We start from the raw sequence: 18,482 nt of genomic DNA, 5'->3' as shown, positions 1-18,482 counted from the left end.
GGGGACGGGGGCGGCGGGAACGGAACCGACGACGGCGGATCGGAGAGCGGCGACGGCGGCGACGAGACGCCGACCCTGACGGTCGCCACGTACACGAACTTCATCGACGCGCCGTCGGTGAGCCCCGGCGAGTGGCTCAAAGAGGAGTTCGAGAGCCGGTACGACGCCACGCTGGAGTGGGCGACGCCCGACAACGAGGTGAACTACTACGTCGAGCGCGCCGCCTCTGGCGCGGGCATCGACGCCGACCTCTACGTCGGGCTCACGACGGAGGACCTCGTCCGCGTCGACGGGGCGCTCGACGAGAACCTCTTCGCCGAGGCGGGCGACGTCGACGGGCGCGACGCGGTCAAGGAGGGACTCCGGTTCGACCCGTTCGAGCGGGCGGTCCCGTTCGACACCGGCTACGTCAGCCTCGTGTACGACAGCACGACCACAGAGGCGCCGGAGACGTTCGACGGACTGCTCGACGACGAGCACGCGGGCGCGCTCATCGCGCAGAACCCCGGCGGCTCCGCGACCGGGCGGGCGTTCCTCCTCCACACGATCAGCCGCTTCGGCGACGGCGGGGTCGCGAGCGACGGCGACGGCGAGGCCGTCGCGGGCGGGGACGGCGACCCCGACTACGACTACCTCGACTACTGGGCGGAACTCCAAGCGAACGACGTGCGCGTGCTGGGGAGTTGGGACGACGCGTACGCGGCGTGGAGCGAGGGGGAGGCGCCGATCGTCGTCTCCTACTCCACCGATCAGGTGTTCGCGGACATGGAGGGCGCGGACCTCCAGAAGCACCAGATCCGCTTTTTGAACGACCAGGCGTACGCGAACCCGGAGGGGATGGCCCTCTTCGCCGACGCAGACGAGCCCGACCTCGCCCGCGAGTTCATGTCGTTCATGCTGGAGCCGGACGTTCAAGGGGAAATCGCTCAGCGCAACGTCGCGTTCCCGTCGACCGACGGTGCGGAGCTGCCGAGCGACTACGCCGAGCTGGCGAAGGAGCCGGCCGACCCGGTGACGTTCACCTACGACGAGCTCCAGGGCTCGGTCGACGCGTGGGTCGAGGCCTGGGAGCGGCAGTACGCCGGGAACTGATCGCGTGTCCGACGAGGGACCGAGCGCGTGACCGACCACGACGGGCGACTGTCTCGGCTCGGGGAGTGGGCCGAGGCGCGCGCGCTGACGGCGCTCGCGGTCCTCACCAGCGCCGCGCTCGTCGTCGCCTTCTACTACCCGACGGCGACCGTCCTGATTGAGGCGGTCGTCGTCGACGGCGCCGTCACCCTCGGCGCCTTCGCCGAGGTGCTCACCGACCCGTTCTACTTCGGCGAGCTCGCCCGGCTGCTGTCGGGCGAGTCCCCGGTCGCGGTCGCGCGGGCGCTCCTCTCGCCGGACCGCCGGCTCGGGATCGTCGGCTTCACCGCGTACCAAGCGGTCCTCTCGACCGTCGCGAGCGTCGCCCTGGGCCTCCCGGCCGCCTACCTGCTCGCGCGCTTCGAGTTCCCCGGGCGGCGAACCCTGCGCTCGCTCACCATCGTCCCGTTCGTCCTCCCGTCGATCATGGTGGCGGTCGGGTTCGTCGCCACGTTCGGCGAGAACGGCACGTTGAACGCCGCCCTGACGACGCTCGGACTCCCGCGGGTCGAACTCATGTTCACCCTCGAAGCGGTGGTGATCGCCCACGCGTTCTACAACGCGCCGCTGGTGGCGCGCGTGACGACCGCGGCGTGGGAGTCGGTAGACGCGAGCGCGGTCGAGACCGCCCGCAGCCTCGGCGCCGGGCCGGTCCGGGCGTTCGTCGACGTGGTCGCGCCGCAGGTGTACCCCGCCGTCCTCACGGGCGCGGCGCTGACGTTCGTGTTCACCTTCGGAACCTTCCCCATCGTCCTAGCGCTCGGGGGGTTCGAGCTCGTGACCGTCGAGGTGCTCGTCTACCGGTTGGTGCGGGACCTGAGCTACGCCGAGGCCGCCGTGCTTGCGATCATCGAACTCGCGGTCTCGCTCGGCGTCCTGCTCGCGTACCTCCGGTACGAGGCCCGGCAGTCGACCGGCGCGCGCGGCGCTCGGCCGCTCCCCCGGCGCCCGCTCTCCCCGCCCGCCGCGACGCTCCGCGAGCTGTTGCCGCGGGCCGGGCTGGCCGCCTACGGGGTCGTCGCCGGGGTCGTCTTCCTCGCGCCCATCGCGTCGATGGTCCTCGCGTCGGTGACCGGCGGCGACGGCGCGCTCACGCTCGACCACTACCGATTCCTGGTCGAGCGCCAGCAGACGGGGGCGGCGTTTCAGGTGCGGCCGTGGCCCGCGATCCGGAACTCGCTCGCGTTCGCGACGGGCGCGACGCTGCTCGCGCTCCCGATGGGCGTCGTCGTCGCGGTGTTGACCACGCGGCGGTACCGCGGGCGGACGCTGGTCGACGCGGCCGCGATGGCGCCGCTGGCGGTGTCGGGGATCATCGTCGGGCTCGGTCTCCTGCGGGGGCTCGTCTTCGGCGTCGAGATCGGGGGGTGGCGGATCGCCGCGAGCGGCGCGGCCGCGATCGTCGTCGCGCACGCGGTCTCGGGCTACCCGTTCGTCGTGCGCACCGTCTCGCCCGGGCTCGCCGGGCTGGACCGCTCGCTCGTCGAGTCCGCGCGGGCGCTCGGCGCCTCGCGGGCGCGGGTGATCCGGGACGTGGAGATCCCCCTCGTCTGGCCCGCGGTCGTCGCGGGCGCGGCGTTCGCGTTCGCCGTCTCGATCGGCGAGTTCACCTCGACCGTCGTGCTGGCGACCGGCGCCGACGCGTACACGATGCCCGTCGCGATCGAACGGTTCATCGGGCGGCGGCTCGGACCGGCGACCGCCATGGGCGTCGTCCTGCTCGTCGTCACCGGGGTCAGCTTCGTCGTCATCGAGCGGCTCGGGGGTGACCACCGTGGGCTCTGAACCGAAGTCGGAGTCTGCGCCCGACCCACCGGTCGCGGTCGAACTCGACAGGGTGACGAAGCGCTACGGCGAGACGGCCGCGGTCGACGACGTGCGCCTCCGGGTGCGGGAGGGCGAGTTCTTCACTCTCGTCGGTCCCTCCGGCTGCGGGAAGACGACGACGCTCCGCCTGATCGCCGGGTTCGAGGAGCCGACGAGCGGGACGGTCCGGTTCGGCGGCGAGTCGGTCGCCGGCGTGCCCCCGGAGGACCGCGACGTGGGCGTCGTCTTCCAGAGCTACGCGCTGTTCCCGCACATGACCGTCGGAGAGAACGTCGCGTACGGGCTCAACTTCGCCGACCCGCCCGACGGCGTCACGCGCGACGAGCGCGTCGCGGAACTCCTCGAACTGGTCGACCTGCCGGACGCCGCCGACCGCGACCCGGAGAGCCTCTCGGGCGGGCAACAGCAGCGGATCGCGATGGCGCGGGCGCTCGCGCCCGGCCCCGACGTGCTCCTCCTCGACGAGCCGATGAGCGCGCTCGACGCGCGGCTCCGCGAACGGCTCCGCGCGCAGGTGAAGCGGATCCAGTCCGAACTGTCGATTACCACGATATACGTCACGCACGACCAGGAGGAGGCGCTGGCCGTCTCCGACCGCGTCGCGGTGATGAACGACGGGACGCCGGAGCAGGTGGCACCCCCGCGGACGGTGTACCGCGAGCCCGCGACGCGGTTCGTCGCGGAGTTCGTCGGCGACAATAACGTGTTCGCGGGCCGCGTCGTGGAGTCGCTCGGCGAAGGCGAACTCGCAGTCGACGTCGACGACGGCGACGAGACCCTCCGCGTCGCACCCGGGGGCGGCGGCGATGCGGGGGAGGGCGCGCCCGCGACGAACTCGCCCGAAGTCGGCGACCGGATCGCGTTCTGCGTCCGTCCGGAACACCTGCGCGTCGCGAGCGCGGGCGGAGCAGGGGGCGGCGAGACCGCCGCTCCGGTCGGCGAAAACACGCTGCGCGCGACGGTCGCCAGCGCGGAGTTCCTCGGCGAGACGACGCGCGTCACGCTCGACTGGGGCGACCGCGAACTGCTCGTCCGGACCGTCGACCCCCTCGACGGCGCGGTCGCGGTCGGGTTCGACCCGAGCGACGGGCACGTTATCGACGCGGAGCAGCGCTGAATCCCTCACGGTGGCGCGTGCCTGCGAGCGGCCGCCCTCGGCGGCCGCGACGGAGCGCGCGAGGTCGCCGGCGCTACGCGCCGGCTGCCAGAGAATCTTCGATTATCAATTGAAACTATAGCAAAATTATATACAAAGCCAGCACGTCTGTAGCGATATGGGCGAAAGGGTGCAGATCAACTTTCGAGTTGATGAAGAGCAAAAGAAGGATTGGGAGGAATACATCGATCACACGGGCAAATACAGTAGTCTCACGGGTTTGATCCGAACTGCCGTAGAGAAAGAGATCAATGGCTCGGGAGAACAACAGGCCAGTGTAGCGCCTGGTCTTTCTGCTGATTTCCAAGATCTCCAAACTGAGATAGAGGAGGTCCGGAGGGATGTTGCTTGGCTCCGAGAACAGCGCCAAGATGAAGTTGATATCTCAGACCTTGCGCAGCTCGTCTTTGATGAATTGGAACCGCTCCCGGAACCGGATTCATCCGTAGAGGTTCCAGAGGGCGTTGATACCGATGCTAAAACGTATCGTCGAAAGGAGGCCGCCAGATCAGTAATTCTGCCCACGGATACAGCAGAAGCCGATCAGGATGGGCGTAACTCTCAGACCGCAGCGGCGATTGCGGACCAAATCGGATCCAAAGAGAGCCGTGTTCGAGATTCTGTAGAGTATCTTCAAGAGCAACTCCTGCCCATCGTAGAAGTTGAGATTGACGGGCAGACTCACTACTTCAAGGAGGAATAGTATGCATCACAGAATGGAGGAATTCATCGAAATCCTCCGAGGAAAAGACAAGGCCGACAGTACCGTTACTCAGTACAAGAAGGGGCTAAGTGACTACTCGGCATGGTTAGAAGATGAAGATTTGACGCCTTCCGAGGTAACTGGACGAGATATCCAGCGATACTTGTCTTTCCTCAAAAATGAGAGAAACCTAGCCTCGAAGACGATCCGGCACAAATGTGTCTCGGTTTCTCAGTTCTATAAGGATATGATAGCGAGTGGAGAAATTGAGCATAATCCAGTAGACAATGTAGAGTTGACCGACTACGCTCCGAAACGGACGATGAAAGAGGAGGCAACCAAGGAGCGACGAGTTTGGATGACCAAAGAAGAGGTAGAAGCTCTGGTGAACAATGTACCGAGCCCACAAGTACGAAACCGGCTGGTTGTGCTCTTTCAATACTTCACTGCTCTTCGGAGACAGGAAGTGTGCGATGTGAAGATCTCAGACCTGGACCGAGAGAAGCGACAAGTCCAGGTTCGCGGCAAGAATGGAAAGGTTCACACAGCTCACTGGCAGCCAAGGCTCGATGGATTACTCGCTGCTTGGCTAGATATGGGCGAGAGAGATGCTTCCCCATACGCCCGTGAAAGTGAATATCTGTTTGTAACTCAATCTGGGCCACAGCTGAGTGGTAGTCATCTCAATCACATTGTGAAGGAAGCTGCTGAGAATGCAGGAATCCAAGAAGTGCTCTACAAAGACGCAAGCGGAGCAAGCCAACACAAGATTACCTCACACACTCTCCGTCACTCCTTCGCGATGCACTATCTAGATAATGGTGGCACTATTGAGGGCTTATCGAAGAATCTGGCACACTCTTCAGTAACAACGACTGAGATCTATGGAGAAATTCTGGATGAGCGAGCGAAGGATGAATACGATAAGTACGCGCCAGATATTGATTTCTGACTCCATTTTATCCTGTTTAGTCGGTTGAAAAAATTGTCCGGTTATTGAACCTCTGCTGTAGTTCAGCTATCAGTTCTGGATGGTAGGTAGTAATATATAATGATCCAACAATGAACGGCAATACAGCAATCGTAAGCAAGAAGAGCTCTGGTAGCTGCTCTTTAGCACTATAATTTAATAACATAATTGTGATTAGAAATGGAGCTTGTACCGCAAAGTTCCATAGGACAGGGTTGATGTCGAACCTAAGATTGTAGTGATCATCCGCAACTCCCCAACCAACTGTCAGAATGGTTCCTACCCACGCGTAAAGGCATACAGCCCAGGCAAAGAGACGAATAAACGGGAGGGAAAGTAAAGTCGTCAGCAGTATCGATACACACGAACCGAACCCAATGATGATTGGGTAAGGAGCAGCGTAGGCATCTGGCGTAGATGGATTGTCAATTCTAACATGGCCTTCTCTTAGTTGTTCAAATCCAATGAGATAGAGTAGTCTAGTGAACAAAACAACTCCTATTGGGAGTATCATAGACGAGATTGATTCCCAAGTAGGGAATCCAATAATCTCAAAGACTGCGTAGAGTATAAGAAAGAAAATTGTTACTCTCGTTATATACACTATACCTCCACTATTCTCGCTCGTTCGTCCTTGGATAATCCAGTTGAGCAGGACTCTACCAAGAGATCTGCTGGAACCTGATTCTTCAGCAGAATTTGGGGATTTAGAGGTGCTAGAGGATTTAGAGGCCGAATCTGTAGGATTAGAGTCTGTGGTAGTCTCTGAATCAGGTTCTGTTTGAGAACGTTTTCCTGTGAAATTGTGTTTTGTCGACTGAGTCTCAACAGTCTGTTCTAATTCATCCGAAGAGTATCCGCCGTACTTACTAACGAACTCATCATGAGTGAGGCGGTCGTATCTTTGCTGTTTCGTTTGGTGATTCAAAACCTCATAAGCTTCTTTGATCTGTTGAAATCTGATATGAGCATCAGGGTGGTTACTTACATCTGGATGATACTCCTTAACAAGACCACGATATGCCTCCCTAATTTCTGAGCGGGATGAATCTTCTGAGATATCCAATACATCGTAGTAGTTAGAACTCATCACAGCAGAGTCTCACATACCAAGTTTTTAGAACGCATAGCTATCTCAACATACTCTAGGAACCCGATACAGCAAAAGAATTCTCCCCACAGGCTATACCGCCTTGATACACCTGTAGTCAACAGAAACCCGCCTATATGCGGCAGTCACTTCGTCTCAACCGCTTACCGTGGTTCCCACGGGGTAAGCATCGAGCCGTCTTAGAACGGCTACAGCGGCGTTAGAATTGAAATAGTATTCAACCCTCTACTTATATACCCTATACCCCTGCTCAGGGTCGACCTATGACCCGTGGCCCGTTTGGTGGTCCTCGACCGATGTTATCGATCGACTGTCTTCTGACAGTCAAGGAGTACACGGCAGTACCTTTTCCCACAATCTCGGGAGGGATGTCTCCGGATCGCACTGATGAGTTTCGACAAGCGGCAGAAGAGCATCTTCCTGTTGATGCGTTCAGCTTCGATCCACACCCGGTACAACCGGATCTCTTTGGTGACGTAATGAAAGCGGAGCTAGATACAGATCGGCTCTCACTGAATCAGTATTTGGAGTTTGTAGATAGCTATGCTCGATTGTTAGGAGTAGAAGATCGGCGAGTCATCAACACGGGTATTGATGCTCGAACGACGATTGAGAACCGTGTCCCTCGCCCGTTGGCTGATGCTGATGTGGTAGTTACTATCCTCATTGAGATCGGGTATTCTGAGGAAATAGCATCTGAGTATCAGCTTAATTCAATTGAGGAGTCGTTACCCTGGGTAGCTGATCTGGTTGCGCAAGAGGACACGATCCAAATACAGCATCACGGTGGACCGAACGATCTTGTTAATGAGCAGGTGTTGGGGCTTATTGAAACAGTTGAGAGCACGTTGGCACAAACTGAAGATGCTGTGATAACCTGTAAAACGGTTGAGCGTGTCTGATCATATCTAATATTCAGATATCTCTCTATTGGTCCAGGCTCTGTTTCAACCATCAGTAGTTGATGAATCTCACCTTGGTCAAGATCGGTACAGGGGGACTCGTGAATTGTTCAGTACAAGCATACATATTTAACAGATGGCACCTGCCCAAATCGGCAGATCAGGATAGATTTTTCCAAGCGCAATAATTTGGAGGAGGATTCCAATCAAGATTATTGTGATCCCCAAAACGCCATCAACTGAGTCTTTAGCCATGGACTTAATCAACAATGGATTATACCCCCATCGTGTTCCCGAAACTGCTCCGATTGCTACCCCACCCATGAGGAGTCCTCGCCCAAGAATAATTGCTCCTAAGAAATCAACTACTAAGCCGTATATTTGATTTGTAAGGGCACCACACTGAAAAACATCGACTAGTCCTACAAGCAATAAAGAAATCATAGAACAAAATGGGTACACTAACATTCGTTCAGCGAATTTCTGTTGGAAATGTTCAGTAGCCATCTCTTTCGCCTCTTCACGGGCTTCATCCTCGTCAAACTCGGTCAGAGAATCAAAAACCAATAAAAGTGTACTAGCGACTGGATCAGAATATGGACGGATCATTTTTGAGTATAATTCAAAATTGAATCCTGTTTCACTCGCAGCTTCCTTAACCATGTTCTTGAATTCTAGAGACGAGTAATTGTTTTTCCATTATATTACTTATTGGATGCTCAAACAGTTCGTCTTCTACAAGTGTTTCTTCCAATTTATCTGGTTCCCACTCCCGGAGAAACGAGTAGTAGTCCTTCCGGAGGTAATTGAGCATAATCCAGAACTGTACTACTGCTTCCTCTCGTTTGTCTTGGGGTACTCTGATGTATATCGCTGAGAGGACCTTGTTCCCTGAGTAGGTTTCCTCAGTGTATGTCTTAGGGTCATATTCTTCAAGAATGCTGAGTGCTCTGTTGATCCGATCTCGCGCAGCGTTGTGTCTAGCTTGGTACTTCTCATTCTCTTCCACGACATCGGGATAATTTTGATAGTAGCCAGAAGCTCCTGGGAGTCGCTGTCCAGCGATAATTAGCTCGTCATCCTCTAGATATTCGACCATCACCGACGTTTCCTGATTGACGTGATCGGCTGAGCCGATCTTCTTGCGGAATATATAGTGCTCGTCAGCCAGCTCGCGGTCGTTGAAACAATGAGCTGATCCGCTCGCTTTGATGGCTAGGTTGTCGATGTCTGTCATGGGTGAATTCCTTACCTCTCTAAGAGAGCCATTGGTTATTATATTTGGCAGAGTTGCTCTGTTAAAATCCTTAAGAACTGATAGGATCGGCGTGCGAGATACAGAGCATAAAATCAGCACTAGTTTCGAGAATTTACGGGGTGAATCAGCGTCGGGATTTACCGTAAACTACGACGTTTGCCGGACGGCATGACACATTTTGAGGGTGGATAGATTATTATAATTCAGAGTGAGGAGGAGAGATCATCGGCAGGCGGCAGCCGGGTTGCCACAATCAGCGCGCAGCCCGCCGGCCCAGCACGAACACGAACGTCGCGATCAGGACTGCACCCAGCACTGCCTGAAGCAGTACCATTCCACGTCCGAGTTGTGATGCTGCTGCCGGCTGGAAGTCTCCCAACCCGAGTGTAGTGAACGTGAGCGTGCTGAAATATATTGCATCAACCGGGTCAGAAATAAATTGTTTTTGAGACTGTGCCGCGTTCGGGTTACTGATAATCAGATCCGCTTGCCAGTATACCCCAGCGAAGGTCAGAATGATTACTGCCGCAGTCAGCAAGACACGAGCGAAACTCTCGCCATACTTGAAAATGACCCGGAACAAACTATTAGTAAACCACTCAGTATACTCGCCCCGTTCGCGGTGTCGAATGCGCTGCATATCTTGGCGCAACACGAACATCAAGCTCTGCCGCGATGGTTGCGTGTTCTGGCGAGCCAGTTCCCCAAACTTTCGATACGTATCAGCTGCTTTCGTCAACAATGTCTCGCGGTCAGTGTCAGCGAAGTCCTTTGGTTGCTCTACTTGTGGGTCGTAGCCACACCGTGGCGGGCAGGAAAAGAATGGAAGGGAATGCTTCCAACTTTTATACTCCGAAGTTTCTGAATTGAATATAGTCCCATTATTAATTTGAACAGCTTCTATCCGAGCGCCATATGGTGTGACCTTCGTAAGGCAGGAGTCAAACAGATTTACTTCAATTAACGTCGCTTGTTCTAAATTCGCTTCAGAGAGGTTAGCACCAGACAGGATAGCTTCCGACAGGTCGGCTCTTCTAAAATCCACCTCCCGAAGATCTGCTCCTCTTAGGTCAGCTCCTGGTAAGTCGGCATAGTCTAAGTTAGCACCTGACAGGTTAACCTTCTTTAAAAAAGCCTCCGATAGGTTGGTATCCGCCAGATTAGCTGCTGAAAGATCGGCAGTCTCGCCGTAAGGGGTAGGTGATAAATTAGCTTTTGACATATTAGCACCGATTAGGACAGCTCCGGACAGGTCAGCCTTTCTTAGGTTAGCCTTTGACAGATTAGCACTCATCAGCTCAGCCCCTGACAAATCGACACCGAACAAGCCCTCACCGGACATATCAGCCTTTGATAAGTCAGCCCCCCTCAGCAGAGAGATATCTGAAAAGTCCACACTGTCTGCCAATAGGGCGGGGAGAATTGCGCCATCCAACGAGTCGCCGAACGAGTCAGCGCGTTTTAATTGCTCAGCCTTCTGTTCTGTCTCAGCTGGGTCAGCGTGGACAGCACAGCGCTCAGTATCTGGTAATGGCTCCCGAATACAGCTATTCTGCTGGTCTGGATACGGGTCTTGTTCAGCGTCGAAGTCTTCAGGATATGTATATCCACACCGATTTTCCGGCACTTCACCGTCGAACTCCTCGGGTTGGTCAGTCATACCCCGTGCGTGACCAGAAAATTACTGTTCGTGACATCGCGCGTATTCCCGGAATCCCTGTGCGGATACTTTAAATTACGCCAGCCGCTCACCTACTTCTCGCCGGCACTCATGTTCAGGATATTAAACTAGACCAGGTAGCACGGCCAACACGGGAGTTCGGCGTCGGTGTCCCCAACCGTCGCAGTCATTGTGTAACATATGCGCTCTGTATTCAACAGGGCGCTGAGAACACATCACTAGTTGAGGATTTCAACAGAGCCGGCAGAGTTTGTTCGTTGAAAATCACTTCCCTAAATCCGGCGTGTGTGGCTATAGAAGCGGTTTTTGTGATAGCTACGGTACGGCCTGGCTTCAAATCCATGCCCTTCACGTGCTTTTCTCGCCGTTCTAAGCACGCACAACACCCCTACAGTTATATTCCATAACCCCACACTCAGGCCGATGTCAACCGCCTGCTATGTCCGGGTTTCTACTGAAGAGCAGAACCTAGAGAGACAGTTACAGAGTGTACAGTCTTACGCAGAAGAGAAGCTAGATACAGAGCTTAGCGATCTCCAGATATTCCGAGACAAATCAACTGGTACGGATACGTCTCGGTCAGGATATCGAGACATGATGGAGACACTGGAAGGTGGAGATGTTGAGCACGTTGTAGTCCACGAGATCTCAAGACTAGCACGTTCACTCCAAGATCTCGAACGGACTGTTTCCAGAATTACTGACAATGATGTAGCGATCCACTTTGTTCGAGATAGCCTCTCATTTGGGGACGGAAAAGAGCAGCCGATGAACCGGCTCCAGATGCAGATGCTCGGAGCGTTTGCTGAGTGGCAGGCAAGGGTAAAGCAAATGAATACGAAAGAAGGAATAGCAGCTCGACAAAAAGTAGATGACTATCACCACGGTCGCCCTCCGCTTGGGTTTGAGAAGGATGATGGACAACTGATTGAGGGAGAGAACTACGACCAAGTGTGTGCTGTGCTAGATATGGTACAGAAAGAAGAGCTGTCCAAACGAAAAGCCGCTCATGAGCTGAATACCTCTCGCAGTACCATCTCCAGATGTCTTGAACGAGAGAAGCTATATTGAATTTAATTTCTCTTATTGTCTACTTTGACTAACTCTTCTCCTGCTAATTGGTAATATCGCTCTGTGGCTGTCAACTCGTCTTTTCCCTCTAAATTGAGTACTTCGTTCGTATCTCCATGGATATTGTGTGAGGGGTGTCCAAGCGGTATGAAAGAAAATGGTACATCATCTGCTTCCAATATCCGAATACCCGCAGGACCTGACCCATATGCGATTTCCTTAGCCCAGTTATTCCACGGTGGTTCAATGTCGAATACCGAGGAAAGGTGCTTGTGAGTATCTTTTCCTAGAGTGATAACGTATCGAGGATCAACCGATTCGATTTCTCTCCTGAGATATCCACAAGACCCATTTTTACCAACACATTGATTCTCAGCAATTGTATTCAGCTCGGTATCTTCCAGCTCATTACATTTTTTCGCTTGTGTCCAGTAAGTGTTAAAATTGTCTGCCACTACATCGAATAATAGATGTGCCTTATCGAGGCTTTCAGAACCAACTGCTACGTTCTTCACATTAGGATCTCTAGCATCGTAGAACGAATTGCCTGTGCGATCTGCCCGTGAACGATCCGATTTTAGAGTTCCTGGCTCTTCACCCATTATAACCACCTCAACATCCTGAAGATCTCCGTAGCCGAAAAACGGCTGTATCCCATTAGAGCCAGTTCTTGTGTCAGGAGAACCATCTAAATCATCACGGTTTGACCAGTGAGCTGGACAATCCGCACACTCGTTCTTGCCACCTCTTTGCGTCCAATTTTCCCACAGCATCTCTGGGTCCCAACCATCCATAGGATCATCCTCCGATTGAGCCATATTATTCGCCAATCAAATCTTCATACTTATTCTCGTTGTCCATTTTATCATTTCTTGTAATTGAGTATAATTTGGTGACAGAATGTATATCACCCGAGCCAATTCGTGACAGCAAAACTATTTATAAATAGACCCTATTTCGTACAGCCTGTACGATAACGGTCGTTTTCGTACACAGAAGTCGATGAACTCTGTATCAACTCGGGGGATAGAACGAACTGGATAGAATGGATTCGCCTCGAAGATCATCTGTTGTTACTATCGTGAGATCCTTGCGGGACGGCTGGGTCGCCTCAAGCGTATCAACAAAGAGTAACCCATCGAGATTGACGTCTGTCTCTACAAAATATGTAGTACCGTCGTCCTGTTCACGGGCATAGGTCATGTACTCAAGAAGCTGTTTTAGTCCACGAGATGCCGTTTGTGTCTGATCAGTGTACTTTATTTCGCCGAGTAGTAGTCGGTCAAGCTGCTTGGTACCATCTGTTGTGTCGTATATCTCCACGATGATATCTGGACGTCCCTGATACAATTCACGACCGGGCTCAGTACCGAATGCTTCGTTCGCTGCCCTTTGGTGAGCATCGATTACCTGCCTAGCCCGTTGGAGGTACGGCGGGAGCGGTGGCGTAACGTCATCAATCATTTCTCGGAGGGTGAGTGTCCCTGTATTGTCTGTGTATACGGATATTTCTCGTCTCGACGATTCCATCCGTGCGATTGCCTCGCCGCCGTTTTGTACTGGTTGGATCTGTAGTTCGTCGTACTCGGTACGCAGTACCCGAATGAGCTTAAACACGCAAAATAACTCAAACAACGTCGGATCGTTATCCGGATCCACAAGCGTCTCGGTTAATAACTGCTGGACAGCCTCGTTACTAAATTCGTTGGCCATGAGCCGGTCGTACCGACTGTATAGCTCATACGCCTCGCGATAGAGAGCGCGGCGTGACTGTCGCGCAGCATTCAGATCACGCTGCCGGAGATCGATGGTATCGGCATTCCGAATTCGGTTGATATGGACGTTCCGCTCGACGACACGAGTGAGATCATTGATTAGTGAATCATCCCACCGCTCAGTGCGCCACGCATAATCAATCCGAGCGACGTCATCAGTAATTGTCTCATAGATGACGGCGAGTAATTGTTTCAGTACGAGATTCTCCGGGATATCGTACTCTGAGTACGGTGTTTCACAGACAAACAGTGTGCGATCGCCGTAGCTTTGGGAGTTCCGAAGCTTCGTCGTTTCTCCCCAGTCAATTTTCCCTTCGACTTCTCCCCGCATCACATCGCGTGATCGTGTTGTTTCGGTTTTGATGCGGCGGACGTTCCGCGGGAGCGAGTTAACGAACTTGATGACAGGATCAGATAACACGAAATGGATCCGCTTGAGTCGGCGGAACTCGTTGATCGCGAGATCAGTGAAATCTAACGTGGAAGTAAGCTCTCGCTCGTTAATTCCGCCGTTTCGGAGGAACGTCACTAACTCCTCGGCAGTCTCCTCGACGAGCGTCTGGGGGGGTGTCTTAGCCATCGTCGTCTCGCAACGGCATCCCGAAGAAGTCTTCTCCCCGATCCAACAGCTCTTGCTCATCGACGCTGGGGGCAATCGTCTCGCCGTCAGTCGTGGCTTCTCCGTCAGTGAGCGAGCCGAGCAGCTTACGAAGCGCATCCGGACGCATCCCTTCGAGCTGTGGGTATACTAGTGAGACCACCGCGTCGGTCAGGGCATCCTCTCGGTATGTAGCGTCGTACGCGTCGACATACCTCAGAATATCCATGATGATCGACGGCCCGATCTTGCGGTGCTGGTTAATCTGATACCAGAGTACGGCAATTTCCTGATACAGATCGTCAGTGCCTAATAGTGATTCCATCTCCCACGCTGTTGCGAAGTTTTCTGTCTTGGCCGGACTCAATAGCTCTGTGCGGATTCCCTCGTCAGTCTCGAGCTCCGGAACCGGGATATGAATAAAGCTGAATCGCCGCATAAATGCGTAGGACATCTCGTACAGTGACGCCTTGTCGTGTGTATTCATCGTCCCAATAAGCCGCCAGGCGGGAGTTACCGGGAATATGTCTGGGTTTGCGGCGATCGTATCAATACTAGTTGTCTCGTCAACCCACCGAATCTCGACCTGATTCGTGCGTTCGTACGGCAGTTCAACGGAATCGCCAGACAGTACAGAGAATAGCTGGCCAAATGCTTTGTCGATGTCAGACCTGTTGATCTCGTCGATGACGAGCCACTTGTTTACGATCTGACCTGGATCTCCACCACTTGAGCTATCCTCACGGAAACAGTTTAGGAAGATCCGAGGCTGGAACTCGATTCCATCACCGTTCGCCGCAGGAACGTGGCCGCCGATCGTATCAAAGCTGCTCCAGTCGGCAGTCGCGGTCGTAAACACGAAATCATCAACCGCGTCCTGTGTTGCGCCGGTCGCACCAAGTGCCGTCGCCAGCTCAGTTTTACCTGTTCCAGGCGGACCAGTGAAGATGATACTTTTTCCAGAGTTGAGAGCTGCCTCGATCTGGCGGCGAATCCGGTCGGCATCATCGTAGTAGAGATGCGAGGGGATCGAGAAAGAAACGTGCTCAAGCCCACTAGCAGCTGCCTCGAGTCGGTCTGCTGAGGTCTCGGTGTTAGTGTCATCATCTTCTTTATCAATGTTCAAGGGCAGCTGGGTGAGGTCGGCTGCGGCGAGAGCATCGTTGATCACCGCAGTGAATGAATTGGGCGCATCAGTTAGATACGCTCCCTGATTCAGGTTGAGATTTCGATTAAAGACGACATTGTATTCATCTCCGTCTGCTAGCGGATAGAGACGATCCTCGTAGGTTGTGTTGAGAACATCATTGACTGGAAGGTGAGTCGCAAATTCATGGTAGGCCTCAAGCTCAATTTTGTAAGCATCCCTCTGCCCCGGTTCAAGTCCCATTTCGCTGACACCATCTTCGTCCCAACTGGTCCCTTCAAGACAGTAGCTTTCCCGGCACTGGCTAGCTGCACGGGCGAACCCTGTGAACGCCCGTTCGTCTTGATCCAAGAGGAGAACGATGTCTCCAGGCATTATTTCCTCCATCTTTGTGGAGTACACCGACTGAGTACCGTTCGTCTTCCTCTGGGGGCACCACAGTGCCTCACCGACACCCCAGCCGTCTTCGGATCGGTCTGGACGGCTGTGATCGCTTTTTTCTATCCAGACTCGGGGGGTATCAGTTTCTGATCGATCGATCTGCGTTGGTGTGCCACCTGACTCTCCACCGGTAGTGTCACTCTTGTCCGTTGCGTCAATATCCCTGTCTTCTATACTATCTGCGCGGGTATGTGCGACGACTGTCTCGATCGTGAACAATTCTGCTGGTGACGCAACCTCCTGCTGTAGAAGCTGCCATCGAAGCTTCTCGAAGCTACGGATCTGATCTGGGGCTCCAGCATCTGCGTTTTCAATTTTGATCCCAAGATCGCTGAGTGTCTGTGGAGCTTCACTGAATGTTAAACACCATTCAACGGGGACCTGTGTATTTTCTAAACTGCCTGTGTCCGTACTTTCTACCGCCTTCGCTGTTGAGTCCGTAACTCCGATCCCAAGTACGTGATCGTCGTATACTGCGACCAGTAGCGTTCCCGGTGAGATTCCAGTAGATGAACTATTCTCCTGAGAGGAAGCGGCCACCGCTGAATCCGGTGTTGTCCACACGGCATTATCTTGCCATGCCGCCCACGCTGACTCAGGGTCATCAGCCCCAGCGTCGACGTCAGCAACCAACGCAACCCGATCAGAAATGTTGTGAGCGTTCAGCCAGTCGACAATTTCTGTCTGGCTATTTGCCCAGTAGCAGAAGTTATCGAGGTGTCGAAAGTGCTCGCGGAAGCCAAGCTCATCACGTACTTCGGTGAACAGGTCGACAGTCGCGAAATATTCGGAACTTGTAGATGGAATTTTCCGCCCCAGACATGCCGCAAGTGTTGTTTCAGTTTGGGCATTGACAATTGGATATCTCGTCGGAAAGAGCAAACACAGAACAGGCGATGTAGTTCCGAGCCCAACGTTGCCAAGATCTAACGCAAGCAACTCTTTGACCGCTGTATCTCGAGCTTCTACTGTTACTGTTTTGTCTCGAAGTGTACTGAAAATCTCTAAGAGTGTGGCTTCAGTCTCCTCGTCGGGAACAGTTGCTCGGTACGCAGTCCCACCGACGATTCCGACTGTGTCGGCTGACTCAATTTGAGAGACGATCGTCTCCTTCCGTTCAGCGCTTAGTCGTGTTTCCTGAATCCGCTCACCAGTTTTCTCGATCCCGATCGTACCCGACGTCTGTACCAACGACTGAAGCGCAGTGAGTTCGGGATCGCCAAACACCTGCTCGTCGAGAAACGCATCAATCAGAGATTCTGTGATCGCTGCTGTTGTTTCATGCGGCTGCTTGACTGCTCCCCAGTCTTTTTCTTGATCATAGTAAGATCGGAAGAAACGCGCCGCATACCATCGATTAGCTCCAATATCCAGGGAGCTCTCCTCATAATGTTCTGGCATGGTTTGGCCGATGTAGGGCAAGGAGTTGTATTCTCTGGTTGACGAATTTCCTAACGATTCACCTACACATTTTAACAATTTGACCTCGGGAGTAGAATTGTCTCGTTGTATTTATTCCAATAAAATTTGAGCGTACAAATTCATTCTAAACAACGACGTAGGAAGACTTAGACATATCTTGAATCATAGAAATTCAACAACATCCTCGCCGATCTCAGTAAGTCCGTACAGACGATACTGCCGTCTATCCGGAGTCAGTACTCGAACCAGTGCTGGAAGCTCCCCACTAGGCCCGCCGTGTTGTAATTGCTTCAAGTGATACCGCACAGTTTCGAGTTCAACCCCCCAAGCATCAGCAAAGTCATTCGTGTTCTTCGGAGCCTCAGATAAAGTAGTGAGGACATCAACACGTCGATCAGACGCCTTCACCCAAGCAAGCAGCTCGTACTTCTCCGGATCCTCCCACTCGTACACTGGAAGCGACGTGTCGGCCATAACATCCGCATGGTGTGACAGGCGAAAAGCGGATGGGATGCCAGCTATAACCCACGCTATACCCTTGCCTGACAGCGGCCTGGAAGCCGCCTGAAACACGCCTGTACTTCCCCTACCGTCCTTACCGTATTTGCGGAAAATTGCTTAGAGCCGCTTCTAGCGGGGTAGGTGAAAAACTCCGGACGGGGGGTAGTGGTAGTGAGGATACTGAACCTGTGTACGTGATTACTCGCCAGTCTAGGAAGTAGGTGATCTTTGGATCCTGGTTATTTACTGATCTGATACTACTCAATACAGAATTTGGCTGATCTCCGGGTTAGTGACGATCTAGATGATCATATTCCCCTGTATGCTACCTCGATCATTTATTTCGTATAATTTTACCCGAAATTATATATGGGTAGGGGGACTACCACCCCTTGTATGTCACCCAATGAGACAAACGGCGGTAACGGAGAACAGGCAGAGCTGAATAACGTTGAACTCGTCGAGGACTCGCCCAACGTGAGCAAGGAGATGGAGGCACTCTCGACGTTTACCGAGACGGAAGGTCCGTTCTCATACAAGCTTCTCCCAACGATCAAGGAGGGAAGCACAAACTGGCGGATCATCGTGTACATGACCGGCGTTCAGGGTCCGGTTTACGAATCAGATCAGCGTGTCACCGATGAAGCTGCGAGCGAACTCGGAACGCTCTTCGGTAGACTGGCGGAACTAGCGGAATACATTGACAGCGATACAGTCCACGAGACTGTGGATCGGTGCCCCAGTAAGGTTCAGTGACCGGAGGAAGCCGTAGGTCCGAGCGGCCTGTT

At 54.1% G+C, this 18,482-nt stretch carries 15 protein-coding genes and 1 pseudogene; 7 read left to right on the top strand and 9 right to left on the bottom strand.

Annotation, left to right across the window (positions count from 1 at the left end; all coding sequences use genetic code 11):
- The 5 genes from EXE41_RS17160 to EXE41_RS17140 all read left to right on the top strand — a co-directional run.
- On the top strand, positions 1-1,092 hold a 1,092-nt coding region (locus EXE41_RS17160), incomplete at its 5' end, for a thiamine ABC transporter substrate binding subunit (protein ID WP_137691626.1).
- 27 nt (positions 1,093-1,119) lie between these two features.
- Entirely contained in the window at positions 1,120-2,916 is a 1,797-nt protein-coding gene (locus tag EXE41_RS17155; protein WP_086220777.1) for an iron ABC transporter permease, read from the top strand.
- Complete coding sequence (locus EXE41_RS17150) at positions 2,906-4,075, top strand: ABC transporter ATP-binding protein (protein ID WP_137691625.1); 1,170 nt, start codon at positions 2,906-2,908, stop codon at positions 4,073-4,075. The genes EXE41_RS17155 and EXE41_RS17150 overlap by 11 nt, the downstream gene beginning before the upstream one ends.
- 157 nt (positions 4,076-4,232) lie before the next feature.
- Complete coding sequence (locus EXE41_RS17145) at positions 4,233-4,817, top strand: hypothetical protein (RefSeq protein WP_137691624.1); 585 nt, start codon at positions 4,233-4,235, stop codon at positions 4,815-4,817.
- A gap of 13 nt (positions 4,818-4,830) precedes the next feature.
- The gene (locus tag EXE41_RS17140) at positions 4,831-5,769 is read left to right on the top strand and encodes a tyrosine-type recombinase/integrase (protein ID WP_158294436.1); all 939 of its coding nucleotides are present in this window, start codon (positions 4,831-4,833) and stop codon (positions 5,767-5,769) included.
- Positions 5,770-5,785: 16 nt separating this feature from the next.
- Here the strand turns inward: EXE41_RS17140 and EXE41_RS17135 are convergent, their stop codons facing one another.
- The gene (locus EXE41_RS17135; RefSeq protein ID WP_137691622.1) at positions 5,786-6,877 is read right to left on the bottom strand and encodes a J domain-containing protein; all 1,092 of its coding nucleotides are present in this window, start codon (positions 6,875-6,877) and stop codon (positions 5,786-5,788) included.
- Between the two features lie 317 nt (positions 6,878-7,194).
- Here EXE41_RS17135 and EXE41_RS17130 point away from each other — a divergent pair, with 317 nt between their 5' ends.
- The gene (locus tag EXE41_RS17130; protein WP_137691621.1) at positions 7,195-7,800 is read left to right on the top strand and encodes a hypothetical protein; all 606 of its coding nucleotides are present in this window, start codon (positions 7,195-7,197) and stop codon (positions 7,798-7,800) included.
- A 129-nt stretch (positions 7,801-7,929) separates the two neighbouring features.
- Here EXE41_RS17130 and EXE41_RS17125 read toward each other — a convergent pair whose 3' ends face one another.
- The 3 genes from EXE41_RS17125 to EXE41_RS17115 all read right to left on the bottom strand — a co-directional run bounded on the left by EXE41_RS17125 (position 7,930) and on the right by EXE41_RS17115 (position 10,718).
- Positions 7,930-8,463, bottom strand: a complete 534-nt coding sequence (locus EXE41_RS17125) for a hypothetical protein (RefSeq protein ID WP_137691620.1) — start codon at positions 8,461-8,463, stop codon at positions 7,930-7,932.
- Complete coding sequence (locus tag EXE41_RS17120; protein ID WP_137691619.1) at positions 8,456-9,037, bottom strand: hypothetical protein; 582 nt, start codon at positions 9,035-9,037, stop codon at positions 8,456-8,458. Before EXE41_RS17120 ends, EXE41_RS17125 begins: the two co-directional genes overlap by 8 nt.
- A gap of 274 nt (positions 9,038-9,311) precedes the next feature.
- The gene (locus EXE41_RS17115) at positions 9,312-10,718 is read right to left on the bottom strand and encodes a pentapeptide repeat-containing protein (RefSeq protein ID WP_137691618.1); all 1,407 of its coding nucleotides are present in this window, start codon (positions 10,716-10,718) and stop codon (positions 9,312-9,314) included.
- A 444-nt stretch (positions 10,719-11,162) separates the two neighbouring features.
- Between EXE41_RS17115 and EXE41_RS17110 the strand changes: the two genes are divergently transcribed.
- Positions 11,163-11,810 carry a recombinase family protein gene (locus EXE41_RS17110; protein WP_137691617.1) on the top strand — a complete coding sequence of 216 codons (648 nt, stop codon included), beginning with the start codon at positions 11,163-11,165 and terminating at the stop codon, positions 11,808-11,810.
- Positions 11,811-11,812: 2 nt separating this feature from the next.
- Here the strand turns inward: EXE41_RS17110 and EXE41_RS17105 are convergent, their stop codons facing one another.
- The 5 genes and pseudogenes from EXE41_RS17105 to EXE41_RS17085 all read right to left on the bottom strand — a co-directional run.
- Positions 11,813-12,604: a uracil-DNA glycosylase family protein gene (locus tag EXE41_RS17105; protein ID WP_158294435.1), complete on the bottom strand. Its 792-nt coding sequence runs from the start codon at positions 12,602-12,604 to the stop codon at positions 11,813-11,815.
- Between the two features lie 220 nt (positions 12,605-12,824).
- Positions 12,825-14,165 (bottom strand): hypothetical protein, encoded by a 1,341-nt coding sequence (locus EXE41_RS17100; RefSeq protein WP_137691615.1) that lies wholly within the window; start codon positions 14,163-14,165, stop codon positions 12,825-12,827.
- On the bottom strand, positions 14,158-17,193 hold the full coding sequence (locus EXE41_RS17095) for an AAA family ATPase (RefSeq protein WP_241987277.1): 3,036 nt from the start codon (positions 17,191-17,193) through the stop codon (positions 14,158-14,160). Before EXE41_RS17095 ends, EXE41_RS17100 begins: the two co-directional genes overlap by 8 nt.
- A gap of 162 nt (positions 17,194-17,355) precedes the next feature.
- Complete coding sequence (locus tag EXE41_RS17090; protein WP_137691614.1) at positions 17,356-17,667, bottom strand: hypothetical protein; 312 nt, start codon at positions 17,665-17,667, stop codon at positions 17,356-17,358.
- Positions 17,668-18,381: 714 nt separating this feature from the next.
- Positions 18,382-18,482: pseudogene (locus EXE41_RS17085) on the bottom strand (IS1595 family transposase); the annotation flags it as partial.

Source organism: Halorubrum sp. SD690R (genome assembly GCF_005435035.1).
In the GTDB taxonomy this organism is placed as follows: Archaea; Halobacteriota; Halobacteria; order Halobacteriales; family Haloferacaceae; genus Halorubrum; species Halorubrum ezzemoulense.
This window is presented reverse-complemented; position numbering and strand designations above follow the sequence as displayed.

Excerpts from the sequence above, each read along its gene's own strand:
- EXE41_RS17100 (WP_137691615.1), bottom strand. The coding sequence starts at position 14,165 with ATGGCTAAGACACCCCCCCAGACGCTCGTCGAGGAGACTGCCGAGGAG.
- EXE41_RS17110 (WP_137691617.1), top strand. The coding sequence starts at position 11,163 with ATGTCAACCGCCTGCTATGTCCGGGTTTCTACTGAAGAGCAGAACCTA.
- EXE41_RS17115 (WP_137691618.1), bottom strand. The coding sequence starts at position 10,718 with ATGACTGACCAACCCGAGGAGTTCGACGGTGAAGTGCCGGAAAATCGG.
- EXE41_RS17140 (WP_158294436.1), top strand. The coding sequence starts at position 4,831 with ATGGAGGAATTCATCGAAATCCTCCGAGGAAAAGACAAGGCCGACAGT.
- EXE41_RS17105 (WP_158294435.1), bottom strand. The coding sequence starts at position 12,604 with ATGGATGGTTGGGACCCAGAGATGCTGTGGGAAAATTGGACGCAAAGA.
- EXE41_RS17130 (WP_137691621.1), top strand. The coding sequence starts at position 7,195 with ATGTTATCGATCGACTGTCTTCTGACAGTCAAGGAGTACACGGCAGTA.
- EXE41_RS17090 (WP_137691614.1), bottom strand. The coding sequence starts at position 17,667 with ATGGCCGACACGTCGCTTCCAGTGTACGAGTGGGAGGATCCGGAGAAG.
- EXE41_RS17145 (WP_137691624.1), top strand. The coding sequence starts at position 4,233 with ATGGGCGAAAGGGTGCAGATCAACTTTCGAGTTGATGAAGAGCAAAAG.
- EXE41_RS17135 (WP_137691622.1), bottom strand. The coding sequence starts at position 6,877 with ATGAGTTCTAACTACTACGATGTATTGGATATCTCAGAAGATTCATCC.
- EXE41_RS17125 (WP_137691620.1), bottom strand. The coding sequence starts at position 8,463 with ATGGTTAAGGAAGCTGCGAGTGAAACAGGATTCAATTTTGAATTATAC.
- EXE41_RS17120 (WP_137691619.1), bottom strand. The coding sequence starts at position 9,037 with ATGACAGACATCGACAACCTAGCCATCAAAGCGAGCGGATCAGCTCAT.